At 70.7% G+C, this 26,025-nt stretch carries 26 protein-coding genes and 1 pseudogene; 6 read left to right on the forward strand and 21 right to left on the reverse strand.

What is annotated here, in order from left to right; all coding sequences use genetic code 11:
• Positions 1-52: 52 nt before the first annotated feature.
• The 3 genes from ACIRGB_RS00290 to ACIRGB_RS00300 are packed head-to-tail and all read left to right on the forward strand — an operon-like array spanning position 53 to position 2,195.
• The gene (locus ACIRGB_RS00290; RefSeq protein WP_403856880.1) at positions 53-835 is read left to right on the forward strand and encodes an ABC transporter ATP-binding protein; all 783 of its coding nucleotides are present in this window, start codon (positions 53-55) and stop codon (positions 833-835) included.
• 24 nt (positions 836-859) lie between these two features.
• Positions 860-1,609: an ABC transporter permease gene (locus ACIRGB_RS00295; RefSeq protein WP_403856884.1), complete on the forward strand. Its 750-nt coding sequence runs from the start codon at positions 860-862 to the stop codon at positions 1,607-1,609.
• Positions 1,610-1,622: 13 nt separating this feature from the next.
• On the forward strand, positions 1,623-2,195 hold the full coding sequence (locus ACIRGB_RS00300) for a cob(I)yrinic acid a,c-diamide adenosyltransferase (protein ID WP_104631679.1): 573 nt from the start codon (positions 1,623-1,625) through the stop codon (positions 2,193-2,195).
• 138 nt (positions 2,196-2,333) lie between these two features.
• Here ACIRGB_RS00300 and ACIRGB_RS00305 read toward each other — a convergent pair.
• Positions 2,334-2,510, reverse strand: a pseudogene (locus ACIRGB_RS00305) (DUF5708 family protein); the annotation flags it as partial.
• The gene (locus ACIRGB_RS00310; RefSeq protein WP_403856888.1) at positions 2,507-3,091 is read right to left on the reverse strand and encodes a hypothetical protein; all 585 of its coding nucleotides are present in this window, start codon (positions 3,089-3,091) and stop codon (positions 2,507-2,509) included. The pseudogene ACIRGB_RS00305 and the gene ACIRGB_RS00310, both read right to left, overlap by 4 nt.
• Before the next feature lie 152 nt (positions 3,092-3,243).
• Between ACIRGB_RS00310 and ACIRGB_RS00315 the strand changes: the two genes are divergently transcribed.
• The 3 genes from ACIRGB_RS00315 (at position 3,244) to ACIRGB_RS00325 (ending at position 7,052) form a co-directional block, all read left to right on the forward strand.
• Positions 3,244-4,440: a sensor histidine kinase gene (locus ACIRGB_RS00315; RefSeq protein ID WP_403856891.1), complete on the forward strand. Its 1,197-nt coding sequence runs from the start codon at positions 3,244-3,246 to the stop codon at positions 4,438-4,440.
• Complete coding sequence (locus ACIRGB_RS00320; RefSeq protein WP_403856894.1) at positions 4,437-5,078, forward strand: response regulator; 642 nt, start codon at positions 4,437-4,439, stop codon at positions 5,076-5,078. Before ACIRGB_RS00315 ends, ACIRGB_RS00320 begins: the two co-directional genes overlap by 4 nt.
• Positions 5,079-5,225: 147 nt before the next feature.
• Positions 5,226-7,052 carry a glycosyl hydrolase family 18 protein gene (locus tag ACIRGB_RS00325; protein WP_403856897.1) on the forward strand — a complete coding sequence of 609 codons (1,827 nt, stop codon included), beginning with the start codon at positions 5,226-5,228 and terminating at the stop codon, positions 7,050-7,052.
• Positions 7,053-7,123: 71 nt separating this feature from the next.
• Here ACIRGB_RS00325 and ACIRGB_RS00330 read toward each other — a convergent pair whose 3' ends face one another.
• The 19 genes from ACIRGB_RS00330 to ACIRGB_RS00420 all read right to left on the reverse strand — a co-directional run bounded on the left by ACIRGB_RS00330 (position 7,124) and on the right by ACIRGB_RS00420 (position 25,834).
• Complete coding sequence (locus tag ACIRGB_RS00330; RefSeq protein WP_403856899.1) at positions 7,124-7,573, reverse strand: DUF2550 domain-containing protein; 450 nt, start codon at positions 7,571-7,573, stop codon at positions 7,124-7,126.
• A 142-nt stretch (positions 7,574-7,715) separates the two neighbouring features.
• Positions 7,716-8,090, reverse strand: a complete 375-nt coding sequence (locus tag ACIRGB_RS00335; protein WP_030187277.1) for a F0F1 ATP synthase subunit epsilon — start codon at positions 8,088-8,090, stop codon at positions 7,716-7,718.
• Between the two features lie 131 nt (positions 8,091-8,221).
• On the reverse strand, positions 8,222-9,658 hold the full coding sequence (gene atpD / locus ACIRGB_RS00340) for a F0F1 ATP synthase subunit beta (protein ID WP_052840666.1): 1,437 nt from the start codon (positions 9,656-9,658) through the stop codon (positions 8,222-8,224).
• Complete coding sequence (locus ACIRGB_RS00345; protein ID WP_403856903.1) at positions 9,658-10,575, reverse strand: F0F1 ATP synthase subunit gamma; 918 nt, start codon at positions 10,573-10,575, stop codon at positions 9,658-9,660. The genes atpD and ACIRGB_RS00345 overlap by 1 nt, the downstream gene beginning before the upstream one ends.
• Before the next feature lie 21 nt (positions 10,576-10,596).
• Entirely contained in the window at positions 10,597-12,186 is a 1,590-nt protein-coding gene (gene atpA, locus ACIRGB_RS00350; RefSeq protein ID WP_104631689.1) for a F0F1 ATP synthase subunit alpha, read from the reverse strand.
• A 160-nt stretch (positions 12,187-12,346) separates the two neighbouring features.
• A complete protein-coding gene (locus ACIRGB_RS00355) occupies positions 12,347-13,162 on the reverse strand; it encodes a F0F1 ATP synthase subunit delta (RefSeq protein WP_403858159.1) in 816 nt (271 codons plus the stop codon).
• A gap of 5 nt (positions 13,163-13,167) precedes the next feature.
• A complete protein-coding gene (locus ACIRGB_RS00360; RefSeq protein ID WP_403856906.1) occupies positions 13,168-13,728 on the reverse strand; it encodes a F0F1 ATP synthase subunit B in 561 nt (186 codons plus the stop codon).
• Positions 13,729-13,770: 42 nt separating this feature from the next.
• Positions 13,771-13,995 carry an ATP synthase F0 subunit C gene (gene atpE, locus ACIRGB_RS00365; RefSeq protein ID WP_030545783.1) on the reverse strand — a complete coding sequence of 75 codons (225 nt, stop codon included), beginning with the start codon at positions 13,993-13,995 and terminating at the stop codon, positions 13,771-13,773.
• Between the two features lie 72 nt (positions 13,996-14,067).
• Positions 14,068-14,907, reverse strand: coding sequence for a F0F1 ATP synthase subunit A (gene atpB, locus ACIRGB_RS00370; RefSeq protein WP_361865636.1), 840 nt, complete (start codon positions 14,905-14,907; stop codon positions 14,068-14,070).
• A 210-nt stretch (positions 14,908-15,117) separates the two neighbouring features.
• The gene (locus tag ACIRGB_RS00375) at positions 15,118-15,552 is read right to left on the reverse strand and encodes a hypothetical protein (RefSeq protein WP_403856909.1); all 435 of its coding nucleotides are present in this window, start codon (positions 15,550-15,552) and stop codon (positions 15,118-15,120) included.
• A 271-nt stretch (positions 15,553-15,823) separates the two neighbouring features.
• Positions 15,824-17,131 carry an MraY family glycosyltransferase gene (locus ACIRGB_RS00380; protein WP_403856912.1) on the reverse strand — a complete coding sequence of 436 codons (1,308 nt, stop codon included), beginning with the start codon at positions 17,129-17,131 and terminating at the stop codon, positions 15,824-15,826.
• Between the two features lie 130 nt (positions 17,132-17,261).
• A complete protein-coding gene (gene glyA / locus ACIRGB_RS00385) occupies positions 17,262-18,518 on the reverse strand; it encodes a serine hydroxymethyltransferase (RefSeq protein WP_403856915.1) in 1,257 nt (418 codons plus the stop codon).
• A 215-nt stretch (positions 18,519-18,733) separates the two neighbouring features.
• Entirely contained in the window at positions 18,734-19,414 is a 681-nt protein-coding gene (locus ACIRGB_RS00390; protein WP_403856918.1) for a protein-tyrosine-phosphatase, read from the reverse strand.
• The gene (locus ACIRGB_RS00395) at positions 19,411-20,058 is read right to left on the reverse strand and encodes an L-threonylcarbamoyladenylate synthase (RefSeq protein WP_059301456.1); all 648 of its coding nucleotides are present in this window, start codon (positions 20,056-20,058) and stop codon (positions 19,411-19,413) included. Before ACIRGB_RS00395 ends, ACIRGB_RS00390 begins: the two co-directional genes overlap by 4 nt.
• Before the next feature lie 56 nt (positions 20,059-20,114).
• Positions 20,115-20,960, reverse strand: coding sequence for a peptide chain release factor N(5)-glutamine methyltransferase (gene prmC / locus ACIRGB_RS00400; protein WP_403856921.1), 846 nt, complete (start codon positions 20,958-20,960; stop codon positions 20,115-20,117).
• 51 nt (positions 20,961-21,011) lie between these two features.
• Complete coding sequence (gene prfA, locus ACIRGB_RS00405; protein WP_059301454.1) at positions 21,012-22,088, reverse strand: peptide chain release factor 1; 1,077 nt, start codon at positions 22,086-22,088, stop codon at positions 21,012-21,014.
• Positions 22,089-22,197: 109 nt separating this feature from the next.
• A complete protein-coding gene (gene rpmE / locus ACIRGB_RS00410; RefSeq protein WP_015657814.1) occupies positions 22,198-22,419 on the reverse strand; it encodes a 50S ribosomal protein L31 in 222 nt (73 codons plus the stop codon).
• 124 nt (positions 22,420-22,543) lie between these two features.
• A complete protein-coding gene (locus ACIRGB_RS00415) occupies positions 22,544-23,692 on the reverse strand; it encodes an LCP family protein (protein WP_403856925.1) in 1,149 nt (382 codons plus the stop codon).
• Positions 23,693-24,040: 348 nt separating this feature from the next.
• The gene (locus ACIRGB_RS00420) at positions 24,041-25,834 is read right to left on the reverse strand and encodes a trypsin-like serine protease (protein ID WP_403856928.1); all 1,794 of its coding nucleotides are present in this window, start codon (positions 25,832-25,834) and stop codon (positions 24,041-24,043) included.
• Positions 25,835-26,025 lie beyond the last annotated feature (191 nt).

The following is a 26,025-nucleotide window of genomic DNA, read 5'->3' on the forward strand; positions in this document are numbered from 1 at the left end:
TGAAAACTTGGTGTCATTGCAAAATTTCAGTGACTCTGTTTTTCTGGAGCGCATGGCAATCATCAGTACGGCCGGACTGGCCCGTACCTTCGCGACCAAGCGCGGCCCGGTCGAGGCGGTGCGCGGCATCGACCTCACCGTCCGCGAGGGCGAGATCCTCGGCTTCCTCGGCCCCAACGGCGCCGGCAAGACCACCACCCTGCGGATGCTCACCACCCTGCTCACCCCCACCGGCGGCGCGGCCACCGTCGCCGGCCACGACCTGGCGACGGACCCGGCCGGGGTGCGCGCGGCCTGCGGGTACGTGGCGCAGTCGGGCGGGGTGGACCCTCGGATCACGGTGCGGGAGGAGCTGGTCACCCAGGGCCGCCTGTACCGGCTGACCAGGGCGCGGGCCGTCGAGCGCGCCGCCGAGCTGGCCCGCGACCTGGGCCTCGCCGAGCTGCTCGACCGCATGTGCGGGGCGCTGTCCGGCGGGCAGCGGCGGCGGCTGGACATCGCGATGGCGCTCACCCACCGCCCGAAGGTGCTCTTCCTGGACGAGCCGACGACCGGCCTGGACCCGGGCGCCCGCGCCGACCTGTGGGACCTGGTCCGCCGGCTGCGCGACGAGCACGGCACCACGGTCTTCCTGACCACCCACTACCTCGACGAGGCCGACGCCCTCTCCGACCGCCTGGTGGTCGTGGACGGCGGCGTGGTGGTCGCCGAGGGCACCCCGGCCGCCCTGAAGCTCGCGTACGGCGGCGCGTCCGACGCCTCCCTCCAGGACACCTTCCTGGCCGTCACCGGCCGCGGCGCCGCTCCGGCCGACACCACCCCCCTAGCCGTCTGACACCCCAGGGAACAGGGAACACCGATGCTGCTTCACGACACCGGCCTCGTCTACGGCCGCTATCTGCGCCAGTCGCTGCGCTCCCGTTTCGCGCTGCTGTTCGGCGTGCTGATGCCGCTGCTGTACCTGCTCTTCTTCGGCCCGCTGCTGACCGACCTGCCGCTCGGCGGGCAGGGCAGCTCCTGGCAGGTGCTGGTCCCCGGCCTGCTGCTGCAACTGGGCCTGTTCGGCGCCTCGTTCGCCGGGTTCTCGATCATCATCGAGAACGGTCAGGGGGTGGTCGAGCGGATGCGCGTCACGCCCGTCAGCCGCCTGGCGCTGCTCCTGGGACGGGTGCTGCGGGACGCGACGGTCTTCGCCTTCCAGGCGGTGCTGCTGGTGCTGGCGGCCGTGGCGATGGGCCTGCGCGCACCGCTGCCCGGCGTGCTGATCGGCTTCGCCTTCGTCGCCCTGCTCACGGTCTCGCTGGCCTCGCTGTCGTACGCGCTGGCGATGAAGGTGCGGACGCCGCAGGAGTTCGGGCCCACGGTCAACGCCCTCACCATGCCGTCGATGCTGCTGTCCGGCCTGATGCTGCCGATGACCCTGGGCCCGGCGTGGCTGGACGTGCTGTCGCACCTGATGCCCTTCCGCTATCTGGTGGACGCGGTGCGGGACGCGTACGTCGGCTCCTACGCGACGGCGCACATGCTGTACGGCGCCCTGGTCGCCCTGGCCCTCACCGCGCTGGCCGTGACGGTGGGCACACGCGTGTTCCGGACCGCCGGGGCCTGACTACGCTGGGCCGATGGTCAACCTGACGCGCATCTACACCCGGACCGGCGACCAGGGCACCACCGCCCTCGGTGACATGAGCCGGGTCCCCAAGACCGACCTGAGGATCTCCGCGTACGCCGACGCCAACGAGGCGAACGCGGTGATCGGCACCGCCATCGCCCTGGGCGGCCTGCCCGAGGAGGTCGTCAAGGTCCTCGTCCGCGTCCAGAACGACCTGTTCGACGTGGGCGCGGACCTGTCGACGCCGGTGGTGGAGAACCCGGAGTACCCGCCGCTGCGGGTCGAGCAGTTCTACGTCGACAAGCTGGAGGCGGACTGCGACCGCTACCTGGCCGAGGTGGAGAAGCTCCGCTCCTTCATCCTCCCCGGCGGCACCCCGGGCGCGGCCCTGCTGCACCAGGCGTGCACGGTGGTCCGCCGGGCCGAGCGCTCCACGTGGGCGGCGCTGGAGGCCCACGGCGAGACGATGAACCCGCTCACCGCGACCTACCTCAACCGGCTCTCCGACCTCCTGTTCATCCTGGCCCGAGTGGCCAACAAGGAGGTCGGCGACGTGCTGTGGGTACCGGGCGGGGAGCGCTAGACACTCCGCCGGGTGTGCCGGGGACCGGTGCCGTCATGTGTCTGCGGCTCCGTCGTGGCTGGCCGCGCAGTTCCCCGCGCCCCTTCGGGGGCGTTTCCCGGCGGGCCCCCGGACCGACTCCGTGTGCCAGACGTGCCGGCGCGCTGCACCGTACAGGCCCCAGGCGGTCTGGGCGCCGCCGACGCACATCAGGACGACGCCGACCTTGGTGAGTGTGACCACGGGGACCTCCACGTCGCCGGTGGACAGCCCCAGGACGAGACCGGCGAGCAGGGTGACGGCGCCCTCCAGGGGGTTCTTCGACGCCCGGGTCACCGGTGCGCCTCCTGCTTCTGCCGCTCGGCCGCGAGCCCGGCCGTGTCCGCCGGGGGCTTCTTCGGCCAGATCAGGTAGGCGAGGGCCACCGCGCCGTGGATGCCGGCGGCGCGCAGGGCCGTCCACTGGAAGGCGCGCAGGGACGAGACGTCGCCCTCGTCGCCGACGTACCAGACCGCGGCCTGGAGCAGAGCGCAGGCGACGGCCGCGCCCAGCAGGGTGCGCAGCCACAGCCGGCCCTCGTGGCGCGCGCGGGGCATGCCGTAGCGCGGGGGCTTGGGCGGGGGCGGGCCGCCGGCCAGGCGGTGGGCGGCGTGGCCGTCGAGCCAGCGGATCGTGTAGTGGCCGTAGGCGACGGTGTAGCCGATGTACAGCGCGGCCAGGCCGTGCTCCCAGCCGGGCTCGGCGCCGTTCTTCAGGTCCCATGCCGTCACGGCGAACAGCACCAGTTCCAGCACCGGCTCGCACAGCAGCAGGACCACACTGGTGCGCCGCCACTTCAGCAGGTAGCGGGCGCCGAGCCCGAGGGCCAGCAGCACCCAGAACCCGACCTCGCAGGCGATGATCAGAGCGACGACCACGACGTACTCCCTTCGTTCACCCTTCCAGGCTCCCGTGGGAATCCGCCGCGTTCGTCGTCGCCGGTGACGAACCGGCGGTACATCGAAAGATGCAGTGCCGGACCCTTCCCGGGGATCAGGCGGGCGGGGCGCGGGCCGTGTTGGATGGTGGCATGGCCGCACGACTCCCCCGCCCGCGCCGCTTCGACGTGTACGCCGCGTCGGCCGGTCTGCTCGGCGGGCTGCTGCTGTGGGGCATCGGCCTGGGCGTGCGGCCGGCCGACGAGCCGGTCGTGCTGTTCGACGGCCGCTGGCCGCTGCTGGCCCCGCTCGCCGTCATGGCGGGCTGCGAGCTGCTGCGCCGGTCCGCGCCGCGCACCGGACTGCTGATCGGCACCGCCGCGCTGATCGCGGACACGCTCACCCAGGGCAGCCTGGTCACGGTGATCATGTACACCGACCTGATGTACGCCGCCGTGCTGTACGGCACGCCCGCCTCGGCCCGCCGCATCCCGTGGATCACCGGGCTGCTCACCGTCGCCTCGACGCTGGTGCCGTTCGCCGTGTGGCGGGTGCCCGAGACCCTGCTCATCGGCGTCGCCGTCGGCATCGTGTCCTTCGCGCCCGCCTCCACGGGGCTCATCGTCCGCAACCACCGCGAGGCCGCCGACGCCGCCCTGCTGCGGGCCGAGCAGACCGCGCTGCTCGCCGAGATGGACCGGGTCCAGGCGGTGACGGCGGAACGCTCCCGGATGGCCCGCGAGCTGCACGACATGGTCGCGGGCCGCCTCTCCGCGATCGCCATCCACTCCACGGCCGCGCTCTCCCTGGACGACGCGGCGACCACCCGGCAGGCGCTCGGTGTGATCCGCGAGAACAGCGTGGCGGGACTGGCCGAGATGCGCCGCCTCATCGGCATCCTGCGGGACAGCGGCGGGGACACCGAACCGGCCCCCGCCCCCACCCTCGACGGGCTCGGCGCCCTGGTCGACGGCGCCCGCGCCAACGGCCTCGACGTCGCCCTGGTGGCGGCACCCGGCGACCACCTGCCCGCGCCGGTCGAGCTGGCCGCGTACCGGATCGTGCAGGAGTCGCTCACCAACGCGCTCAAGCACGCCTCGCGGGGCACCGTCCGGGTCCGGCTCGCCCGCTGCGACGACGCCCTGCGGGTCGAGGTGACCAGCCCGTACGGCGACCGGGACACCCCGCGCGCCCCGGGTTCCGGTGCCGGTCTGGTGGGGATGCGGGAGCGGGCCGCGCTGCTGCACGGCACGTTCGAGGCCGGGGCGGTGGCGGATCCCGGCCCGGCGGGCGGCAAGATCTGGGCCGTGCGCGCCACCCTGCCCCTGACCGAAGGAGACCTCGCATGATCCGCGTCCTCGTCGCCGAGGACCAGTCCGCCGTCCGCGCGGGACTGGTGCTGATCCTGGGCAGCGCACCGGACATCGAGGTGGCCGGCGAGGCCGCGGACGGCGAGCAGGCGGTGGCGCTGGCCCGGGAGCTGCGTCCCGACGTGGTGCTGATGGACGTGCAGATGCCGCGCCTGGACGGCGTGTCGGCGACCCGGACCGTGGTCGGGGAAGGTCTGGCCGACGTGCTGGTGCTGACCACCTTCGACCTGGACGAGTACGTCTTCGGGGCGCTGCGGGCCGGAGCCGCCGGGTTCCTGCTGAAGAACACCGAGGCCAAGGACCTGATCGCGGCCGTGCGCACGGTGGCGGGCGGCGAGGGCATCGTGGCCCCGTCCGTCACCCGGCGGCTGATCGCCGAGTTCGCCGCGAGGCCGGTGCGGGAGCCGGCCGCGGACCCGGCCGTGCTGCGGGACCTGACCCGGCGGGAGCGCGAGGTGCTGGCCTGCCTCGGTGAGGGGCTGTCCAACGCGGCGGTCGCCGAGCGGCTCGACATGGCGGAGGCCACGGTGAAGACGCACGTCAGCCGGCTGCTGGGGAAGTTGGGGCTGCGCAGCCGGGTGCAAGCGGCGGTGCTGGCGCAGGAGTTGGGGATCTAGTTTCCCCCCTCGACCACGGCCTCAACCACCGGCCCGCACATTGGTCCAGACCTATTGACCTCTGGTCCAGACCTTTCTATTCTCGCGGCACTGCGGGCATGAGGCTCAGTCATGCCCTCGACAACATCCCCATATAAGGAGGCGCACATGCGCTTCAGACACAAAGCCGCGGCACTCGCAGCGACCCTGGCGCTTCCCCTCGCCGGACTGGTCGGCCTCGCGAGCCCGGCCCAGGCGGCCACCAGCGCGACGGCCACCTTCGCCAAGACCTCGGACTGGGGCACGGGCTTCGGCGGCAGCTGGACGGTGAAGAACACCGGCACCACCTCCCTCAGCTCCTGGACCGTCGAGTGGGACTTCCCCACCGGCACCAAGGTCACCTCCGCCTGGGACGCCACCGTCACCAACTCCGGCGACCACTGGACCGCCAAGAACGTCGGCTGGAACGGGACGCTCGCCCCCGGCGCCTCGGTCTCCTTCGGCTTCAACGGCAGCGGCCCCGGCTCCCCGTCCAACTGCAAGCTCAACGGCGGCAGCTGCGACGGCACCTCCCTCCCCGGCGACGCGGCCCCCTCCGCGCCCGGCACGCCCACCGCCTCGGGCATCACCGACACCTCGGTGAAGCTGTCCTGGGCGGCGGCCACCGACGACAAGGGCGTCAAGAACTACGACGTTCTGCGGGACGGCGCGAAGGTCGCCACCGTCAGCGGCACCACCTACACGGACAACGGCCTCACCAAGGGCACCGCCTACTCGTACAGCGTCAAGGCCCGCGACACCGCCGACCAGACCGGTCCGGCCAGCGGCTCCGTGAAGGTCACCACCACCGGCGGGGGCGGCGGCAACCCCGGCACCGGTGACGAGGTCAAGATGGGCTACTTCACCAACTGGGGCGTCTACGGGCGCAACTACCACGTGAAGAACCTGGTCACCTCCGGCTCCGCCGACAAGATCACGCACATCAACTACGCCTTCGGCAACGTCCAGGGCGGCAAGTGCACCATCGGCGACTCCTACGCCGACTACGACAAGGCGTACACCGCCGACCAGTCCGTCGACGGCGTCGCCGACACCTGGGACCAGCCGCTGCGCGGCAACTTCAACCAGCTGCGCAAGCTCAAGGCCAAGTACCCGAACATCAAGATCCTCTACTCCTTCGGCGGCTGGACCTGGTCCGGCGGCTTCCCGGACGCCGTGAAGAACCCGGCCGCGTTCGCCAAGTCCTGTCACGACCTGGTCGAGGACCCGCGCTGGGCCGATGTCTTCGACGGCATCGACCTGGACTGGGAGTACCCGAACGCCTGCGGTCTCAGCTGCGACGAGACCAGCGCCCCGAACGCCTTCAGCAGCATGATGAAGGCCATGCGCGCCGAGTTCGGCCAGGACTACCTGATCACCGCGGCCGTCACCGCCGACGGCTCGGACGGCGGCAAGATCGACGCCGCCGACTACGGCGAGGCCTCGAAGTACATCAACTGGTACAACGTGATGACGTACGACTTCTTCGGCGCCTGGGCGAAGAACGGTCCGACCGCTCCGCACTCGCCGCTGACCGCGTACGACGGCATCCCGCAGCAGGGCTTCAACACCGCCGACGCGATGGCGAAGTTCAAGTCCAAGGGCGTCCCGGCGAACAAGCTGCTGATCGGCATCGGCTTCTACGGCCGCGGCTGGACCGGCGTCACGCAGTCCGCGCCCGGCGGCACCGCCACCGGACCGGCGAGCGGCACGTACGAGGCGGGCATCGAGGACTACAAGGTCCTCAAGAACAGCTGCCCGGCCACCGGCACCGTCGCGGGCACCGCGTACGCCCACTGCGGCTCCAACTGGTGGTCCTACGACACCCCGGCCACCATCAAGTCCAAGATGGACTGGGCCGAGCAGCAGGGCCTCGGCGGCGCCTTCTTCTGGGAGTTCAGCGGCGACACCACGAACGGCGAACTGGTGAGCGCCATCGACAGCGGACTGAAGTAAGAACAGCTAGGCAACATTGACGCTCCCCCAGACTTCGTCCGGGGGGACCCCCACCCAGCGAGTGAATGTGGCTAGGCCACATTCACTCGCTGTCCGGGCGGGGCTGCCTCCAGCCACGCGAGGAATCCGGTCAGCGCGTCATCGCTCATCGCCAGTTCCAGCCGGGTTCCCCGGTGCAGACAGGCCAGGACCACGGCGTCGGAGAGCAGCGCCAGCTCCTCCTCCCCGTCCGGCACCCGGCGGCCGGCCACCTCGATCGCGGAGCGCTCCAGGACGCGGCGCGGGCGGGGGGAGTACGAGAAGACGCGGTACCACTCGACCCGGTCGCCGTTGTAGCGGGCCACCCCGTACGCCCAGCCCTTGCCATCGGTGGTGTCGCCCTCCTTGGGGGCGTCCCAGCGCAGGGAGCAGTCGAAGGTGCCGCCCGAGCGCTGGATCAGCCGGCGGCGCAGACCGAAGACGAAGAGGCCGATCACCACCACGGCCACGACGATTCCGCACACAGTCAGAGCGAGGGCCATCGACACCGACCTCCTCGTCTCCTAGGTAACGGAACGGAAAAAACACCCGGATCTGCCTCAGCCGCGGCCGGGTCCGGATGGCTCCGGTCCCAGCCGCGGCTGAGTGACGTCATGGCATGACGCTATCGCACTGTGCTGTGGATCAGCGTCCCGCCGCCGCGCGCAGTCGGACGTCCGCGCGACGCTCGGCGTGGGCGTCGCCCTCCGCCTTCGCCTGTTCGAGCTTGCGCTCGGCGCGGTGGACGTCGATCTCGTCCGACAGCTCGGCGATCTCGGCCAGCAGCGACAGCTTGTTGTCGGCGAACGAGATGAAACCGCCGTGCACCGCGGCGACGACCGTCCCGCCGTCACTCGTGCGAATGGTCACCGGGCCCGACTCCAGCACACCGAGCAGCGGCTGGTGACCGGGCATGACGCCGATGTCGCCGGACGTGGTGCGCGCGACGACCAGGGTGGCCTCGCCGGACCAGACCTCTCGGTCGGCCGCGACCAGCGCGACGTGCAGCTCAGCAGCCAAGGTGGCTCCTCGGGTCACCACCCGGCGGGAGAGCCGGGTGTTGGTTACAAGTCTAAGGGGCGTGCCGGCGGGGGCGGGACGCGCCCGCCCCCACCGGGTGGTGAACCGTGCGGCTCACCGCGAGCCGGGGCTCAGGAGACGCCCAGCTCCTTGGCGTTGTTCTTCAGGTCCTCGATGCCACCGCACATGAAGAACGCCTGCTCCGGGAAGTGGTCGTACTCGCCGTCGCAGATCGCGTTGAAGGCCGCGATCGACTCGTCCAGCGGGACGTCCGACCCGTCGACGCCGGTGAACTGCTTGGCGACGTGGGTGTTCTGGGACAGGAAGCGCTCCACGCGACGGGCGCGGTGGACGACGAGCTTGTCCTCTTCGCCCAGCTCGTCGATACCGAGGATCGCGATGATGTCCTGGAGGTCCTTGTACTTCTGCAGGATGTTCTTCACGCGCATCGCGGCCTGGTAGTGGTCCGCCGCGATGTACCGCGGGTCGAGGATGCGGGACGTCGAGTCCAGCGGGTCCACGGCCGGGTAGATGCCCTTCTCGGAGATCGGACGGGAGAGCACCGTCGTCGCGTCGAGGTGGGCGAAGGTGGTGGCCGGGGCCGGGTCGGTCAGGTCGTCCGCGGGGACGTAGATCGCCTGCATCGAGGTGATCGAGTGACCGCGGGTCGAGGTGATGCGCTCCTGGAGGAGACCCATCTCGTCGGCCAGGTTCGGCTGGTAGCCCACCGCGGAGGGCATGCGGCCGAGCAGGGTCGACACCTCGGAGCCCGCCTGGGTGAAGCGGAAGATGTTGTCGATGAAGAACAGCACGTCCTGCTTCTGGACGTCACGGAAGTACTCGGCCATGGTCAGGCCGGCCAGCGCGACGCGCAGACGGGTGCCCGGCGGCTCGTCCATCTGACCGAAGACAAGCGCGGTCTTGTCGATGACGCCGGACTCGCTCATCTCGTCGATGAGGTCGTTGCCCTCACGGGTGCGCTCGCCGACACCGGCGAACACGGAGACACCGTCGTGGTTGTTGGCGACGCGGTAGATCATCTCCTGGATGAGCACCGTCTTGCCGACGCCGGCGCCGCCGAACAGACCGATCTTGCCGCCCTTGACGTACGGGGTCAGCAGGTCGATGACCTTGACGCCGGTCTCGAACATCTCGGTCTTCGACTCGAGCTCGTCGAAGTTCGGCGCCTTGCGGTGGATCGGCCAGCGCTCACCGGTGTACTGCTCGTCGACGTTCAGCACCTCACCGAGGGTGTTGAACACCTTGCCCTTGGTGAAGTCGCCGACGGGGACGGAGATGGCCGCGCCCGTGTCGGTCACCGGGGCCTGGCGGACCAGGCCGTCGGTGGGCTGCATGGAGATGGTGCGGACCAGGCCGTCACCCAGGTGCTGGGCGACCTCCAGGGTCAGCGTCTTCAGCTCGCCCGCCTGCGCCGGGTCGGCGACCTCGACGTGGAGGGCGTTGTAGATCTCCGGCATCGCGTCGACGGGGAACTCCACGTCGACGACCGGGCCGATGACCCGGGCGACGCGGCCCGTGGCCGTCGCGGTCTCAACAGTGGTGGTCATTAGTTGTCACTCCCCGCGTTCGCGTCGGCCAGGGCACTGGCGCCACCGACGATCTCGCTGATTTCCTGGGTGATTTCGGCCTGGCGGGCCGCGTTGGCAAGACGGGAGAGCGTGTTGATCAGCTCGCCCGCGTTGTCGGTGGCCGACTTCATCGCGCGCCGGGTGGCGGCGTGCTTGGAAGCGGCCGACTGGAGCAGCGCGTTGTAGATGCGGCTTTCGACGTAGCGAGGCAGCAGGGCGTCGAGGACGTCCTCCGCCGACGGCTCGAAGTCGTACAGCGGAAGGATCTCGTCCTTCGCGCCCGACTCGGCGGCCACCTCGTCGAGGCTCAGCGGCAGCAGCCGGGAGTCGACCGCCGTCTGCGTCATCATCGAGACGAACTCGGTGTAGACGATGTGGAGTTCGTCCACGCCGCCCTCGGCCGTGTCCTTCTCGATGGTCTCGATGAGCGGCGCCGCGACCTTCTTGGCGTCCGCGTACGTCGGCTCGTCGGTGAAGCCCGTGAACGACTCCACGACCTTGCGCTCGCGGAAGTTGTAGTGGGCCAGACCGCGCCGGCCGACGATGTACGTGTCGACCTGGCGGCCCTCGCGCTCGAGGCGCTCGGTCAGCTGCTCCGCCGCCTTGATGGCGTTGGAGTTGAAGGCGCCGGCCAGACCGCGGTCGCTCGTGAGGAGCAGGACCGCGGCACGGGTCGGGCTGTCCGCCTCCGTGGTGAGCGGGTGCTTCGTGTTCGACCCGGTACCGACCGCCGTGACCGCGCGGGTGAGCTCCTGCGCGTACGGCGTGGAGGCCGCCACCTTGCGCTGCGCCTTGACGACGCGCGAGGCGGCGATCATCTCCATCGCCTTGGTGATCTTCTTGGTCGCGGTGACGGATCGGATGCGACGCTTGTAGACCCGGAGCTGGGCTCCCATGAGTCAGGTCCCTTCCTTACGTCACTTGGCGACGGACGGGGCGTCCTCGCCGAGCAGCTTGCCGTCCGAGGTCTCGAACTGCTTCTTGAACGCCGCGATCGCGTCGGCGACGGCCTGGAGGGTGTCGTCGGACATCTTGCCGCCCTCGCGGATGGAGGTCATGAGGCCCTGCTCCTGGCGGTGCAGGTACTCGAGCAGTTCCTTCTCGAAGCGGCGGATGTCGGCGACGGGCACCTCGTCCATCTTGCCGGTGGTGCCGGCCCAGACGGAGACGACCTGGTCCTCGGTGGACATCGGCTGGTACTGGTTCTGCTTCAGCAGCTCGACCATGCGCTGACCGCGCTCCAGCTGCGACTTCGACGCGGCGTCCAGGTCGGAACCGAAGGCGGCGAACGCCTCCAGCTCACGGAACTGGGCGAGGTCGACGCGGAGGCGGCCGGAGACCTGCTTCATGGCCTTGTGCTGGGCGGAGCCACCGACGCGGGAGACCGAGATACCGACGTTCAGGGCCGGACGCTGACCGGCGTTGAACAGGTCGGACTCCAGGAAGCACTGGCCGTCGGTGATGGAGATGACGTTGGTCGGGATGAACGCCGACACGTCGTTGGCCTTGGTCTCGACGATCGGCAGACCGGTCATCGAGCCGGCGCCCTCGGCGTCGGAGAGCTTCGCGCAGCGCTCCAGCAGACGGGAGTGCAGGTAGAAGACGTCACCCGGGTAGGCCTCGCGGCCCGGCGGGCGGCGCAGCAGCAGCGACACGGCGCGGTAGGCGTCGGCCTGCTTCGACAGGTCGTCGAAGATGATCAGGACGTGCTTGCCCTCGTACATCCACTGCTGGCCGATGGCCGAGCCGGTGTACGGCGCCAGGTACTTGAAGCCGGCCGGGTCGGACGCCGGGGCGGCCACGATGGTCGTGTACTCCAGCGCGCCGTTCTCCTCCAGCGCGCCGCGCACGGACGCGATGGTGGAGCCCTTCTGGCCGATGGCGACGTAGATGCAGCGGACCTGCTTGTTCGGGTCGCCGGTGCGCCAGTTGTCGCGCTGGTTGATGATCGTGTCGACGGCCAGGGCGGTCTTGCCGGTCTGGCGGTCGCCGATGATCAGCTGGCGCTGGCCGCGGCCGATCGGGGTCATGGCGTCGACGGCCTTGTAGCCCGTCTCCATCGGCTCGTGCACCGACTTGCGCTGCATGACCGTGGGGGCCTGCAGTTCCAGGGCGCGGCGACCGCTGGTCTCGATCTCGCCGAGGCCGTCGATCGGGTTGCCGAGGGGGTCGACGACGCGGCCGAGGTAGCCCTCGCCGACGGCCACGGAGAGGACCTCGCCGGTACGCGAGACCGGCTGCCCCTCCTCGATGCCGCTGAACTCACCGAGGACGACGCAACCGATCTCGCGCTCCTCGAGGTTGAGGGCGAGGCCGAGGGTGCCGTCCTCGAACTTCAGCAGTTCGTTGGCCATGGCCGAGGGCAGGCCCTCGACCTTCGCGATGCCGTCGCCGGCAAGGGTGACCGTACCGACCTCCTCGCGCGAGGCCGCGTCCGGCTTGTACGACTGGACGAAGTTCTCCAGTGCGTCCCGGATCTCCTCCGGCCGGATCGTGAGCTCCGCCATCTGAGTTCCCTGCTCTCCTTGTTGGGCCCGAAGTTTCACTTGGGGGGTATTCCACGAGTCGGGACTCCCCCCAATAAGAGGTGAATCCTCTGCACGGCCCAACCAGGGCCGTCGTAAGTACGTACTGCTACTGCGTGTTGTGCTGTTGTCGCGGGACGCGTCAGCTCGCCAGCCGGCGGCCGGCGTCCTCCAGGCGGTCCGCGATGGAGCCGTTGATGACCTCGTCACCGACCTGCACCCGGATTCCGCCGAGGACCTCGGGGTCCACGTCGAGGTTGAGGTGCATCGGACGGCCGTAGACCTTCGCGAGGGCCGCGCCGAGGCGCTGCTTCTGCGGGTCGCTCAGCGGCACCGCCGAGGTGACCACGGCGACCATCCGGTCCCGCCGGTCGGCGGCGAGCTTGGACAGGGACTCGAGTCCCGACTCCAGGCTACGTCCCCGCGGCGCGGTGACAAGGCGCGTCACCAGACGCTCGGTGGTCCGCTCGGCCCGGCCGCCGAGCAGGTCGCGCAGCAGCTCGCCCTTGGCCGCGGTGGTGGCCGACCGGCTGGTGAGCGCGGCGCGCAGCTCGGTGCTGGAGGAGACGATCCGGCCGAACCGGAACAGCTCGTCCTCGACGTTGTCGAGCCGGCCCCGCTTCTGCGCGGCGGTGAGGTCGGCGGTGTTCGCCAGCTCCTCCAGCGCGTCCACCAGGTCGCGGGACTGCGACCAGCGGGAGCGCACCAGGCCGGCCACCAGGTCGACGGCCGGGCCGCTGACCTGGGTGCCGAGGAGGCGCTGGGCGAGTTCGGCCTTGGCCTCGCCGGCCTGCGCCGGGTCGGTCAGGACCCGACGCAGCGACACCTCGCGGTGCAGCAGCGCGGTGACGGAGGCCAGCTCGTCGGCGAGCGCGCCGGCGTCCACGGACGTGGAGTCCGTCAGCGCGTCGAGACGCTCGCGGGCGGCAGCCAGGGCCTCGCGGCTCGCTCCGTGCATGCCACTCATCGGGCTGCCTCTGCCGTCGTCGCCTTGTCGTCCAGCTCGTCCAGGAAGCGGTCGATGACGCGGCTCTGGCGGGCGTGGTCCTCGAGGGACTCGCCGACGAGCTTGCCGGCCAGGTCGGTGGCCAGCTTGCCGACGTCCTGGCGCAGCGCGGACGCGGCGGCCTTGCGGTCGGCCTGGATCTGGGCGTGACCGGCGGCGATGATCTCCTCACGCTGCCGCTGGCCTTCCGCGCGCATCTCGGCGATGAGCGTGGCGCCCTGCTCCTGCGCCTCCTGACGCAGTCGCGCGGCCTCGTGCCGGGCCTCGGCGAGCTGGGCCTTGTACTGCTCAAGGACGCTCTGGGCCTCGGTCTGCGCGGCCTCGGCCTTCTCGATACCGCCCTCGATGGCCTCGCGACGCTCTTCCAGAACCTTGTTGATGTTCGGGAGGAGCTTCTTGGCGAGGAAGCCGAAGACGATGACGAAAGCGATGAGGCCGATGACAACTTCCGGCCACGGCGGGATGAGGGGATTCTCCTTCTCACCCTCAGCCGCCAGGAAAACCAGGGCGGAGTTCACATCAGTGCCTTTCGTCGAAAGGGTCGGTCGTCAGTGCTCGTCTTAGTAGACGAACGGCATGACGAGACCGATGAGGGCGAGCGCCTCACAGAACGCGAAGCCCAGGATCTGGTTGGCGCGGATCAGACCGGCCGCCTCGGGCTGGCGGGCGAGGGCCTGGGTGCCGTTACCGAAGATGATGCCGACGCCGACGCCGGGGCCAATGGCGGCCAGGCCGTAACCGACGGAGCTGAGCGAACCTTCGACGGCAGCAAGGGTCTGGGACATGCCAGTTCTTCCTTCTCTTTACGGACCGGTGGGGGTTGGCCACCGGACGGCTGGGGTGTGATGCGGGACGACTCAGTGGTGCTCGGCGAGCGCGCCCTGGATGTAGGTGCAGGTCAGCAGCACGAACACGTACGCCTGCACGGCCTGGATGAAGAGCTCGAAGGCCGTCATGATGATCGTCATCACGAACGAGACGCCCGCGTAGGCGATGCCGATGCCGTTCAGCATGTACCAGCTGGCGATCGTGAAGAGGAGCAGCAGCGTGTGGCCCGCGAACATGTTCGCGAAGAGCCGGACGGCGTGGGTGAAGGGGCGGACGATCAGGTTCGAGAAGAACTCGATGGTCATGGCCAGCGGCAGCACCGCGCCGAGCGACTTGTCGTAGCCCGTGACGTTCTTGAAGAAGCCGACGAAGCCGTGGCGCTTGAAGGTCAGCGAGACCCACAGGACGTAGACGATCGCGGCCATGCCCGCCGGGTAGGCGATGATCGACGTCACCGGGAACTGGGCGACCGGGATGATCGACCAGAGGTTCATCATCCAGATGAAGAAGAAGAGCGTCACGACGAGCGGGACGTACTTCTCGCCTTCCTTCTTGCCGATCGTCTCGTACACCACGCCGCGGCGGATGAAGTCGTAGCCGGCCTCGGCGACCATCTGGAGCTTGCCCGGGACAACCTTCGGCTTGTTGAAGGCGGCCCAGAAGAAGCCCACGATGATGATCGAGCCGAGCAGGGCGAGCAGCATCGGCTTGTTGAAGTACATGCCGTTGCCGTCTGCGTTGCCCCAGAGCGGCTCGAAGAGGAACGAGTGCAGGCCGGGAGCCGGGAAGCCACACCCGTCGAACAGGTGGCAGTCGGTCTCGAAGGCGAGCACCTGCGTCGGGTCAGCACTCACCGCGGGCTCCTTCATCGTGGCGCATGGGTACGGCAACCTCGTTGTGTCGGCGCGGTGCGTAACCGCTGTTCGGCACGGGACTGGTGTTACGGGTGTGGGGGCGGCTGTGGGGCATCTCGCCTCGCGATTCAGCAGGCGTCAGCCGAGATGCCCGCGCCCGCGATGCCGCAGTTGGCACCGGACGATAGCAGGACTTCACATGCCTCTTTATCCCGGCCCTACCCCTCACGACGAGTGGCCCGTCTTTTCGGGCTTGTCGCCCTTCGGTTCGGGCTCGACGTAGAGGATCTTGGCCTTCATGTGCGCCCGCGTCTGCGCGGCGATCCACGCGAGCGTGACGGCGACCAGAGTGATCGCGAAGGACCGGGGGTTGAACAGCGTCGTGTTCTTGAACGCGGCGAGGAAGACGAACAGCAGCAGGATCTGTGCCGCGTAGAGCATCAGGCCCATCGCCTGGAAGAGGTGCGGAAGCGACTTGGCGGTGCGTTGCAGGACGTAGAGGCCGATCCCCATGAAGAGCATCGCCACCACGGTCGCGACGACGGCTCCGACCGCACCCTTGCCACCGGCGACCACGGCGCTGACGACGGCGGCTACGGCGCCGACGGCAGCCGTGGGCACGGCAGCCTGAAGCAGGATCCGGACGTCATTGGACGGCATGGCGGCAACTCCGCTTTCAACACACAGGGGGCAGGTGTCGTCATGGACGAGCGTAGCCCCGGGGCGGACGGAGTCCGCACGTTCAAGAGACCGTCGCACCACGGTCCTTGGGCTCTACCCCGGGATTACTCGTGAACCGTATCACAAACTATTTGATGAGGTCTTTACCTGTGGGTGTGCTTGCTGTCACACGTGAGAGTGACCGTGCGCGTTTGTGCAATTACCGCACCCACTTGTCTGGTAATGGGGGTGTTTCGCCCTCTCACCCTTCCTACCGTGCCCGCGTGCGGGGTCCGACGGCGGTCGCCCCGTTGACGCCCGAGACGCCGACGGCGACGCGCACCCGCTCCTCGTCGTCCCCGTCGTCGGCCCCGGCCACCGCGGCCCCGCCCTCGGTGGGGGTGGCGGCGGCCGCCCGGCGGCGCCGGTAGCGCGGCGGCACGAAGGCCTCGGCCCAGCGGGGGGCGCGCGGGGTGAAGCGCGGCAGCAGGAGCAGGACCAGGCCGATCGCGCTGAGGAAGACGACGCCCAGCACGATCCACATCGACGCCGCGTTCACCGAGTAGGCGAGCGCGCCGAACGCGATCAGCGCCGAGAAGAAGTACATGATCAGCACCGCGCGGCTGTGCGAGTGGCCGATCTCCAGCAGGCGGTGGTGCAGGTGTCCCCGGTCGGCGGCGAACGGCGACTGGCCGCGCCAGGTGCGGCGCACGATCGCCAGGATCAGGTCGGCGGCCGGGATGGCGATGATGGTCAGCGGCATCAGCAGCGGGATGTAGACCGGCACCATCTGGTGCACGGTGTTGCGCTCGGAGCCGCCGAAGAGGCTGTCCGGGTCGACCTGGCCCGTGATGGAGATGGCGCTCGCCGCCAGGACCAGGCCGATCAGCATCGAGCCGGAGTCGCCCATGAAGATGCGCGCGGGATGGATGTTGTGCGGCAGGAAGCCCAGGCACATGCCCATCAGGATGGCCGCGAACAGCGAGGCGGGCGCCGCGGCCTCGATGCCGTACGAGTACCAGATCCGGTAGGCGTACATGAAGAACGCCGCCGCCGCGATGCACACCACGCCGGCCGCGAGACCGTCGAGGCCGTCCACGAAGTTGACCGCGTTGATGGTCACGACGACCAGCGCCACCGTGAGGAGCGTGCCCTGCCACTGGGTCAGCGCGACCGTGCCCACGGTCGGGATGGGAAGCCACAGGATCGTCAGACCCTGCACCACCATCACGCCGGCGGCGATCATCTGACTGCCCAGCTTGATCAGGGCGTCGATCTCGAACTTGTCGTCCAGGACACCGATCAGCCAGATCAGGGCGGCGCCGGAGAGCAGCGCCCGCGGTTCGTTGGACTTCTCGAAGACCTGGTGGAGATTGGTCAGGTGGTCGGCGACCAGCAGACCCGCGCACAGTCCGAAGAACATGGCGATCCCGCCGAGCCGCGGAGTGGGTTCCCGGTGCACATCACGTGCCCGGATCTGCGGCATCGCGCCCGCCACGATCGCGAACTTCCGTACCGGCCCGGTCAGCAGATACGTCACCGCGGCCGTGACGCAGAGCGTCAGCAGATATTCACGCACGGGCTTCCCCACAGGTCTCGCTGGCCATTCCCGGCCTCACAGCCTAGCGATGCAGGCATATGGATGAGGACTTCCGGGTAGCGACGATGGTTGCACGTGCGGCTGTGCACGCGTGTGCGCCCACCCTGCCTCATTCCGGATACGGGGGAAACTCCGTCACCAGGTCCCGTACGTCGTCCCGCGCCGCGGCGGCGTCCGTGTCGCCCCTGAGCACCCCGGCGAGCAGCGTGGCCACCGCCCGCATCTCCCGCTCCCCCATGCCCTGCGTGGTCACCGCCGCCGTGCCCAGGCGCAGGCCGCGGGCGTCGCCGTGCGGCAGCGCGCAGCAGTCCAGGACGATCCCGGCCGCGGCCAGCCGGCCCCGTGCGGCCTTCCCGTCGACGCCGAGCGGGGTGGGGTCGACGGTGAGCAGGTGGGTGTCCGTACCGCCGGTGGTGACGAGCAGTCCCTCGGCGGCCAGGTGGGCCGCGAGCGCCCGCGCGTTGGCGACCACCTGGTGGGCGTAGGCGGCGAAGGCGGGGGTCGCCGCCTCCCCGAAGGCGACGGCCTTGGCGGCGATGGTGTGCATCTGGGCGCCGCCCTGGGTGAAGGGGAAGACGGCCCGGTCGACCCGCTCGGACAGTTCGCTTCCGCACAGGATCATGCCGCCGCGGGGTCCGCGCAGCACCTTGTGCGTGGTGGCGCACACGATGTCGGCGTACGGCACCGGGCTGGGCGCCGCTCCCCCGGCGACCAGGCCGATCGGGTGCGCGGCGTCCGCGATGAGGTAGGCGCCCACCTCGTCGGCGATGGCGCGGAAGGCGGCGTGGTCGAGGTGGCGGGGGTAGGCGATGGAGCCGCACACGATCGCCTTGGGGCGGTGGCTGCGGGCCAGGGTGCGCACCTGGTCGTAGTCGATCAGCCCGGTCTCCGCGTCCACGCCGTAGCCGACGAAGTCGAACCAGCGGCCGGAGAAGTTCCCCGGCGAGCCGTGGGTGAGGTGGCCGCCGTACGGCAGGCCGAGGGCGAGGACGGTGTCGCCGGGGCGCAGCAGCGCGGCGTAGGCGGCCAGCACGGCGGAGGAGCCGGAGTGCGGCTGCACGTTGGCGTGGTCGGCGCCGAACAGCTCCTGGGCCCGCTGCGCGGCGAGCCGCTCGGCGACGTCGACGATCTCGCAGCCGCCGTGGTGGCGGGCGCCCGGGTAGCCCTCGGCGTACTTGTTGGCCAGCGGCGAGCCGAGGGCGGCCAGTACGGCGGGGGACGTGAAGTTCTCGGCGGCGATCAGCTGGAGGGTCGTCGACTGCCGGCGGCCTTCGGCGAACAGGATCTCGGCCAGTTCGGGGTCCTGGCGCAGCAGGACGCCGAGCGAGCTGTCATCGGCCTCGAGGGTGTCGTGGGTGACCGACATGGTGCGCTCCGGGCGTGCGTCGACGGTGACGTACGACCAATGTAGGCCCGCGCCCCCCACCCCGCCTCACACGCGCGCCGGGACCCCCGCCAGCGCCGTCACGACCGGGCACCTGTCCCTGACGCGCCCGCACCGCTCGGTCCCGGGCCTCCCGGGCCGCGGGACGCCGCGGCAGACGCCGTCCACCGGCTCACCGGCCCGGCTCCCACCCCGCCTCACGCGCGCGCCGGTACTCCCGTCAGCGCCGTCACCACGGGTTCGAGTGCCTGGTGTATTTCCTCGCCGACCGACCGGAAGAAGGGCAGCGGGGCGCCGTACGGGTCGTACACCTCGTCCGCCTCCACCGTGGGGGCCAGGAGCCACCCGCGCAGCGCGGCGGCCGCGCGGACCAGGGCGCGGGCGCGGGTGACCACGCCGTCCTCCAGCGGAGGGAGCGTCGCCGGGTCGATGGCGTTCACCAGGCGGGTGAACTCCTTCAGGGTGAACGTGCGCAGGCCCGCCGAGTGGCCCATGGAGATGACCTGGGCCCGGTGGTCGCGGGTCGCGGTGAGCACCAGGTCGGCGCGGATCACGTGCTCGTCGAGCAATTCGCGGCCGGTGAAGCCGGCCGGGTCCGCGCCGAAGTCCGTGAGGACCGTCTCGGCGTTCGCCTCCATGGGGGCGCCTTCGTGGCCCCAGGTGCCGGCGCTCTCCACGATCAGGCCGCCGCCCAGCACGCCGAGCCGCTCCTGCACCGCGTGCCGGGTCAGCCGCTCGGTGATGGGCGAGCGGCAGACGTTTCCGGTGCTGACGTGGAGGATGCGGAAGCTGTCGCGCGGGAGTCCGACGAACGTGGTCGTGATCTCCGCGGCGCGTTCCCCGTTGCCTATGCCACGCCCCGTCCCAGGGGCCGTCAATTCGCCACCTCGAGGTCGGGTACCACCTTGCGCAGCTCCTCCGCCGAGAGCGCGCCCGCACGCAGCAGGACCGGCACCTCGCGGGTGACGTCGACGATGGACGACGGGACGATGCCGGGCGTGGGCCCGCCGTCGAGGTAGACGGAGACGGAGTCGCCGAGCATCTGCTGGGCGGCGTCGCAGTCCTCGGGGGCCGGGTGGCCGGTCAGGTTGGCGGAGGAGACGGCCATCGGGCCGACCTCGGTGAGCAGCTCGATGGCGACGGGGTGCAGCGGCATGCGGACGGCGACCGTGCCGCGGGTCTCGCCGAGGTCCCACTGCAGGGACGGCTGGTGCTTGGCGACGAGCGTCAGGGCGCCCGGCCAGAAGGCGTCGACCAGCTCCCAGGCCATCTCGGAGAAGTCGGTGACCAGGCCGTGCAGGGTGTTCGGCGAGCCGATGAGGACGGGCGAGGGCATGTTGCGCCCGCGGCCCTTGGCCTCCAGCAGGTCGCCGACGGCCTCCGGGGCGAAGGCGTCCGCGCCGATGCCGTACACGGTGTCCGTCGGCAGCACCACGAGCTCGCCACGGCGGACGGCGGACGCGGCCTCGCGCAGACCGGTGACTCGGTCGGTCGAGTCGTTGGTGTCGTATCGCCGTGCCATTTAGCGGGCCTCCTCGTACACGTACTGCGGGATCGAAGTCAGCGGGGTGCGGCGGCTCACGGCAGTGCCTTGCGGGCGGTCGCGAACCTGGGCCGGTTGTTGAGGTCGGGGTGGTCCGCCGCGTCGGCCCAGCCCCGCTCCTCGGTGAAGATCCACGGCACCTGGCCGCCCTGGGTGTCGGCGTGCTCGACGACGACCACGCCGCCGGGGCGCAGCAGCCGGTGCGCGGTGCGTTCCAGGCCGCGGATCAGGTCGAGGCCGTCCTCGCCGGAGAACAGGGCCAGCTCGGGATCGTGGTCGCGGGCCTCGGGGGCGACGTACTCCCACTCGGTGAGCGGGATGTACGGCGGGTTGGAGACGACCAGGTCGACCTGGCCGTCGAGGTCGGGGAAGGCGGTCAGGGCGTCTCCCTGGCGCAGGTCGACCCTCGACCCCGCCATGTTCTTGCGCGTCCACCTCAGGGCGTCCTCGGACAGCTCCACGGCGTGCACGCGCGAGCGCGGCACCTCCTGGGCGAGCGCGAGCGCGATGGCGCCGGAGCCGGTGCACAGGTCGACGATGCAGGGCTCGACGACGTCCATGGCGCGCACCGCGTCTATGGCCCAGCCGACGACCGACTCGGTCTCGGGGCGGGGCACGAAGACGCCGGGGCCGACCTGGAGCTCCAGGTAGCGGAAGTAGGCGCGGCCGGTGATGTGCTGGAGCGGCTCGCGCGCCTCGCGGCGGGCGACGACCTCCCAGTACCGGGCGTCGAACTCCGCGTCCGGCACGGTGTGCAGCTCGCCCCGCTTGACGCCGTGCAGGTACGCGGCGAGTTCCTCCGCGTCGGTGCGCGGCGAGGGCACGCCGGCGTCGGCCAGCCGCTGGGTGGCCTGGGCCACCTCCATGAGCAGCAGGTTCACGCTGGTCCTCCGGGGCTGAGCTGTGGTCCGGTGCGGGTGGTGCGGCGGTGCTCAGGCGGCGGCGAGCTTGGCCGCCGAGTCCGCGTCGACGCAGGCCTGGATCACCGAGTCGAGGTCGCCGTCCAGGACCTGGTCCAGGTTGTACGCCTTGAAGCCGACGCGGTGGTCCGAGATGCGGTTCTCCGGGAAGTTGTACGTGCGGATCTTCTCGGAGCGGTCGACGGTGCGGACCTGGCTGCGCCGGGCGTCCGCGGCCTCCTTCTCCGCCTCCTCCTGCGCCGCCGCGAGCAGCCTGGAGCGCAGGATACGCATCGCCTGCTCCTTGTTCTGAAGCTGGCTCTTCTCGTTCTGGCAGGAGGCGACGACTCCGGTCGGGATGTGCGTGATGCGCACGGCGGAGTCGGTGGTGTTGACGGACTGGCCGCCGGGCCCGGAGGACCGGTAGACGTCGATGCGGAGGTCGTTGGGGTTGATCTCGACGTCGATCTCCTCGGCCTCGGGGGTCACGAGGACGCCCGCCGCGGAAGTGTGGATGCGGCCCTGGGACTCGGTGGCCGGCACGCGCTGCACGCGGTGGACGCCGCCCTCGTACTTCAGCCGGGCCCAGACGCCCTGGCCGGGCTCGGTGGCGCCCTGGCCGCCCTTGGTCTTCACGGCGACCTGGACGTCCTTGTAGCCGCCCAGCTCGGACTCGGTGGAGTCGATGATCTCGGTCTTCCAGCCGACCCGCTCGGCGTACCGCAGGTACATGCGCAGCAGGTCGCCGGCGAAGAGCGCCGACTCGTCGCCGCCCGCGCCCGCCTTGATCTCGAGGATGACGTCCTTGTCGTCGCTGGGGTCGCGCGGGACCAGCAGCAGGCGCAGCTTCTCGGTGAGCTCGTCGCGCTGCTTGTCCAGTTCCTTGACCTCGGCGGCGAAGTCGGGGTCGTCGGCGGCGAACTCGCGCGCGGTCTCGATGTCGTCGCCGGTCTGCTTCCAGGAGCGGAACGTGGCCACGATCGGGGTCAGCTCGGCGTACCGCTTGTTCAGCTTGCGCGCGTTGGCCTGGTCGGAGTGGACCGACGGGTCGGCGAGCTTCTTCTCCAGGTCGGCGTGCTCGGCGACGAGTTCCTCGACGGCCTCGAACATCTTGGGCTCCTGCTTACTGCTTGGGAAGGGGAAGGCGGGCGACCAAAAACGCCGGTCCCGGCGCTCCCCGGGGAGGGGATGCGGCCGTGGACCGGCGATGGGAGGCTCGCTACTTCTTGGAGCCGGCAGCCTTGCCGAAGCGGGCCTCGAAGCGGGCCACGCGGCCACCAGTGTCGAGGATCTTCTGCTTGCCCGTGTAGAACGGGTGGCACTCGGAGCAGACCTCGGCCCGGATGGTGCCGGACTCGATGGTGCTGCGGGTGGTGAACGACGCGCCACAGGTGCAGCTGACCTGCGTCTCGACGTACTCGGGGTGGATGTCGCGCTTCAAGGTGTCTCCTACTGTTCCGGGAGGGCGCCGGGTCGCAGCCGCGGGATGCGGAAGCGTGAACCGGAGCCGACGTACCAGTCTGCCAGGACTGGCGCCATCCCCCAAAACCGGGGGGCGGGGTGAACTATTCCCCGGTGTTGACGACGCCCTTGGCCTCGCCGGTGGCCGTGCCCTCGGTGGCCGACTCCGGGATCGGGCGGTCGTTCCTCAGGGCCGTCCAGACCTGCTGGGCCTTGTCCTTCTCGACCAGGACGCGGTTGGCGTCGGCGGGGTCGTAGACGACCGGCAGGGTGACCATGTGCATCTTGTCCGGGCCGATGCCCTTGAGTCCGCTGGCGAAGGACATCAGGGAGTTCACCGAGCCCAGGTCGGAGTCGGTGGTGACGGTCTTGGTGGCGGTGTCGGCGATGTCGTACAGCTTCTTGGGGTTGCCGAGCAGGCCGATGTCCTTGACCTGGTGGACGAGGGCCTTGACGAAGGCCTGCTGGAGCTGGATGCGTCCGAGGTCGGAGCCGTCGCCGACGCCGTGCCGGGTGCGGACCAGGCCGAGGGCCTGCTCGCCGTCGAGCCGGTGGGTGCCGGCCGTGAGGTCGAGGTGGCTGTCGGGGTCCTTGATGTCCTCGGTGGTGGTGACCCGGACGCCGCCGAGGTCGTCGATGAGGTGCTGGAAGCCGCTGAAGTCGACCTCCAGGTAGTGGTCCATGCGCAGGCCGCTGATCGACTCGACGGTCTTGACGGCGCAGGCGGCGCCGCCGGTGGAGTAGGCGGAGTTGAACATGACGTCGTCGGCGGCGGGGTGCTCGCCGCCGTCGGTGTCGGTGCAGTCGGGCCGGTCGATGAGGGTGTCGCGCGGGATGGAGACCACGCTGGCCTTCTTGTGGCCCTGGTAGACGTGCACGATCATCGCCGTGTCCGAGCGGGCGGTGCCGTCGTCGGTGCCGCCGCCGAGCTTCTTGTTGCCGCCGGCACGGGTGTCGGAGCCCAGGACCAGGATGTTCTCCGAGCCGTTGTCGGCCTTCTCGGGCCGGTCGGCGCCGAGCGCCTGGTCGATGTCGACGCTCGTGAGGTTGCCGTTGAGCTTGAAGTACAGGACTCCGGCTCCGGTGCCGCCCAGGACCACGATGCCCGCGGCGCTCCAGGCCGCGACGAGCAGGGCCTTGCGCCGCTTGGCCGTGGGCTTGCGGCGGCGGCCCTTGCCCCGGCGGCCGCGGCCGGGGGCGCGGGACTGGCCGGGGCCGGGTATCGCGGGATCCGGCGTGCTCTCGGCGGACATGGGCTCCTCGGTGTTCGTCCGGTCGGTTACCCCCTGCGCTCAGGGTCGGGTCGGTCGGCTCCGCGGGATGCGGCGCCGGTACCTCACCATGGTCCCTCCGTAGCTCAGACGGCGGAACTCGGGACAGGGTTGCACAACGGTCTGTGGCGACCCGGTGGGGAAACGGTGACGGAGCGTGTTCGCTGTTCCGGGTCTCCACCGCGCTGACCTGGGATTCCGCGGGCATCCGTCCGTACGCGCCGGGACGGGCCCCGGGCCGCCGCGTGTGGCGAAGGTCGCAGCCGCGGCCCCGCCGAACGGCGAAGGGGCCGCCCCCGAGGTGGAGGCGGCCCCGCGGGGAGCGTTCGCTCAGCCGAAGAGGTTGAACGCGTTCCAGCCGGCCCCGACCCTGACCCGGGTCTTGAACGTGGCCGTGCCCGGCTTCCTGGTGCCCTTGTACAGCCACATCACCCCGGAGCTGTCGCGGGCCAGCAGGTCGGGCCTGCCGTCCCCGGTGGTGTCACCGGCGGTGGCGAGGGCGTTGTAGGCGTTCCAGCCGCCGCCGACCTTGACCCGGCTGCCGAGCGCCGGCGCGGCCTTCCCGGTGCCCGGGTACAGCCACAGGACTCCCGAACCGTCCCGCGCCAGCAGGTCGGGCCTGCCGTCCCGGGTGTAGTCGCCCTTGCCGGTGATCGTGTACGCGGCCCAGCCGCCGCCGATCCGGACGCGGCTGCCGAAGGTGCCGTCGCCCTTGCCGGGGTAGAGCCACAGGACGCCGTCCTTGTCCTTGGCGACCAGGTCGGGCAGGGCGTCGCCGGAGAGGTCGCCCGGGACGCGGAGGTCCTTCATCGCGTTCCAGCCGCCGCCGACCCGGATCGACTCGTAGCCGCCGCCCCCGTAGGAGGCGAGGGTGTACAGCACGCCGTCCGAGGCGCGGTACACGTAGTCCTGCCAGGAGTCGCGGTCCAGGTCGCCCTGGCGCACCAGGCTCCGCCCGCTCCAGTCGCCGCTCAGCGCGAGGCGGTTGTCCAGGTAGGGGAAGCTGTCGCCGACGGAGTAGTACTCGTACGCCTTGCCGCCGGGTGTGCGCGCGAACAGGTCCGCCAGGCCGTCGAAGTCGAGGTCGGTGTCGTCGACGCGGGAGCCGACCTCGCCGACGTACGAGCTGACCTTGGCGTAGACGGCGTAGGCGCCCGAGGCGACGCAGTCCTCGACGCCCCAGGAGACCACACCGGCGATCCGGCCGTTGACCACGAGCGGGCCGCCGGAGTCGCCGTTGCACGGGGAGACCGTACCGGCGTCCTGGCCGGAGGCCGCGTCACCGGCGCAGGCCATCTGGCCGGGCACGAAGTCGGAGCCCCAGAACGAGGTGCAGGAGGCGTCCGGGCGCATCGGCACGGTCGCCTTCCTCAGCGTCGGCGAGATGTCCTGGCTGGTGGAGCTGGTGCGCCCCCAGCCGTAGACCGTCGCCGGGGCCCCGTTGGCGTAGGAGGCGGTGTCGCCGCTGGTCGTCGGCCGCAGCGTCTGGTACGGCAGCGCCTCGGTCAGCGTGAGCACCGCCAGGTCGCCGCCCGAGGTGGTGCTCGGCCGGTACGTGGGGTTGACCCACTGGCGCCGTACGCCGACGGCCCGGCCGCCGTGCAGGCCCGTGTCGTCGGGGAGCTGGGCGGTGCCGGCGACGACGGTTCCGTTTTCCGTCCAGTCCAGGCCGTACACGCAGTGCGCGGCGGTCAGGACCTTCGCCGGGGCCACCAGGGTGCCGCCGCAGAAGTAGCCCTCGTCGTCGGAGGTGGTGGCGGTGCCCTTGTTGTCGGCGTAGAGCAGCTGCACCATCCACGGCGCCTCGGAGATCGACGCGCTCTTGCCGCCGATGATCTTCGGGTCGATCCGGCTGGACAGCGCCCCGGTGCTCGGGGTGGCCTCCGGCTGCGCGCCGGGGCCGGTCGCGGTGCCGTTCTCGAGGGCGGCCACGGAGTCCATGGCGCGCTGCGCCAGCTCGGCGGGGGACGCGGTGGCGGGCCGTTCGGTGACGGCAGGCCGGGGCGGGACGGGGGTCCCGCCGGACGCCTGCGCGGGGGCGGCGGCGAGGACCGCGCCCGACAGGGCGAGTGCGGCGGTGGCCGCGGGAAGAGCCAGCCGGGCTCTTCGAGGGGTAGAGGTCACTCAGGTCTCCTGTTGCTGTGAACGCAGGCAGGAGAGAACAGCCCTTGGGTGCGGGCGCGTGAAGGCGGCACTGATCACCCTGTGGGCGCATCCGAAAATACGTTCCCCCCCACTGCGGTGCGCTGATCCTACAAGCCCGGCACGCCGGAAGTCCCGCCCCGTCACCGGTGTGACGAAGCGGGACTTCCGTA

Origin of the sequence: Streptomyces sp. NPDC102490, assembly GCF_044765285.1 — a bacterium.
Classification (GTDB): Bacteria; Actinomycetota; Actinomycetes; order Streptomycetales; family Streptomycetaceae; genus Streptomyces.